This window comes from Providencia sp. PROV_01, from assembly GCF_053098325.1.
In genome coordinates this window covers 1-2613 of record NZ_JBRFKD010000005.1, presented here as the reverse complement: position 1 = coordinate 2613, position 2613 = coordinate 1, and the positions used below count along the sequence as shown (strand labels likewise).

At 27.8% G+C, this 2613-nt stretch carries 1 protein-coding gene; it reads right to left on the bottom strand.

Annotated elements, in window-relative coordinates:
• Positions 1–249 precede the first annotated feature (249 nt).
• A complete protein-coding gene (locus ACU696_RS20895) occupies positions 250–1662 on the bottom strand; it encodes a type III restriction endonuclease subunit R (RefSeq protein WP_245211156.1) in 1413 nt (470 codons plus the stop codon).
• Positions 1663–2613 lie beyond the last annotated feature (951 nt).

Genomic DNA, 2613 nt, shown 5'->3' with positions numbered 1-2613 from the left:
TAATATACATTCTTATTCCTTTGGTAACTGAGTCTAGTCTCTTGCGAGACCTAGACACGCAATAAATTCCTTTTATTGCTCACATAGCTCACCGCAGCGAGCTTGCGGTTTACTAAATGAGCAATAAAAAGAATTTAAATTGCCCTCGCTAATTGGTATGTCTGAAATTTATTCCCTTATATATAATTATAGGGGTTATTTTTCTGACAAGTTTTGAATGTCTGATGGTGTTTCTGACAAAGAGCAGTGTTATTTCTTTTTAATTGCTTTTTCGTACTTATTGTACATTTCTTCTCTTTCTTCTTCATTGAGATCTTTATTGGTTTGACTTGAAAGAAATTTATTAAATTCCAAAAGATTAAGCTCTGGATTATCTGCTCTCCAGCGGCGGAACCGAGCAGCTTTTGTATCAGAAAGAGTAAAACGTTTTTCTTTGTTTGTAGAGCCTTTTGGTCTTCCTCTCGGTAGGCATTCATCATCATCAAGACCAAGATCTATATACTCAATATTATCAGTGAGATAGCTTGCCTGAAATTTGTCGAAAACATAAACCGTCTGTACCTCAGTACTATTATAATCTCTTGATATCCCTCTAAGTACAAATTGATGCAAACTTTCATATTCTCTAGCATGATGAATTTCTGCCATAGATAGTTCAAAAAATAAATTGCATTGAGTAGCTTCTACATCTGATGGTCTCATACAAGCAAGCCATACACAGGTTTTAATCTTACTATACTGATTTAAGCCTCTAGGATCAGGGCTTATCTTTGAACCGTTATTAAGCTCTTGAATATCAGATCTGTTTTTTGTCCAATAAAACTCTTCACCTTTAAGTTTATCATTTAAGTAATTATATATTTTTTTTAATTTTTCAGGGTGATTTTTCTTCCAAGTTTTCGAGAGTTGTACCTTTTCTGAAAAATAATAAACCTTAATTCTATCTTTAAGGGGAGTGTTTCTAACCATTAAACCGTTAATTTTTATCTCTTCAAAAATATCTTTATGTGCTTTATATATCAAAGTTTTCTCAAAGTTAGCACTAAAGAATGTTATATTCAAATTAGTATATTCACTAAGTTCTTTCCAGCTTGTTATGTTTAACTGTGATTTTTCAGCGTCCGAGAAATAATCAAAATTCATTATAAACATATGATTTTCCTTTGTAATTGAAAAATTATTGTTTATTTCATTCATTATATCACCTTTAACATTTGATTTACTCTTTGCTGTTATGTACACTCCTTCATTACCTAAGCCTTTAATATTAGTTATCAATTCGTTTTTTATTATATTCTTTATACTAGAACTACTTTCATTTATTGTTTTAAATCCATGAAAGTTAGTTACGTCATCTAAATATATAGTCCATCCAGATAAGAGTTCAATAGGTATTTTAAAAAAAGTTTTATCTGTAATGATTAGTGTTCTACTAATTGGATTATTCATGAAATCTATAACATGATCAATAACTCGCTTACCATTAGATATTGAATCAGTAGTGATATATTTACAATCTTCAATCTTTTTGGCTGTATCTCGTATTAGTTCTTGAGTACATTGAACAATTAAAAATTTATCATTACTATTGTTAATTTGATTACATATGTAATGCGTTTTACCTGCTCCACAAGGTGCAGATACGTATTTAAGTTTATTCAACTTTTTTATCCTTATTTTTGTTAAATAACTTTTACAATCCATTTCTAACAAAAAAGATTGTAAAAGTTATATGTTGAAATGTATTACATCAAAAGTACTATATGTACTTCCTTATAGAATACATAGATTTAGCTTTGGCATACCAACCCGAGTATTTGGGGATTTTATTGCTAATCAGATCACGAAAGAAAGCTTTACTTATATTCATCTTAAGAACATTACAGATCCTATAGTAAGATATGTCACTGATTATAATATTCAGGTACTGTTCATATGTAAGAGAAATAGAATCTAATCTTTTCTTCTTTCTTACGCTTTTGTTTAGTGTTTTTCTATTTGTAAGTATTTTATTCCTTCTTCTATTATAACGATTATGTTCTATCATATTTTCTCCTTGAGTAATTTTGCCATTAAATATTTTGTTTCTATTTTCATATATTCCTCCAGTGAAAGTTTTATAAAAATAGTGTTGTTAAAATGCCATCTGATTCTTTATGATAAGATCAATTTCACATATCCATGTTACCACATGAACTATTAATTATGCATTTCACTTAATAATATGTTACTTAAAAGCCATTTTTTAACTAACTGTACAGAGTGAATTATAACGCATGCTTTTAAATTTTTCACATCATTCTTGAAAATAATTTCATTACATAAAACCATTTCTCAAATAATCGTTCTAACGACCTTATTATAACGCATAGTTTTCATTTTTAGCATAATTTCTTTAAATAAATTTTCTTGCATATCAATTTTCTTATCACGATAATATCGTGAAATAATTATTAACAAGCATAAGGTACTGAATTCTAAACTCAATAAAATAAAAGTAATACCGAAAGAATGTAATTCAAGTTCTATTTAAATTATTATTCATTTCATTTAAATAGAATAAGAATACAATTACTTTATTTTTAATAACAGTATAAATTTATAATTCAGTTA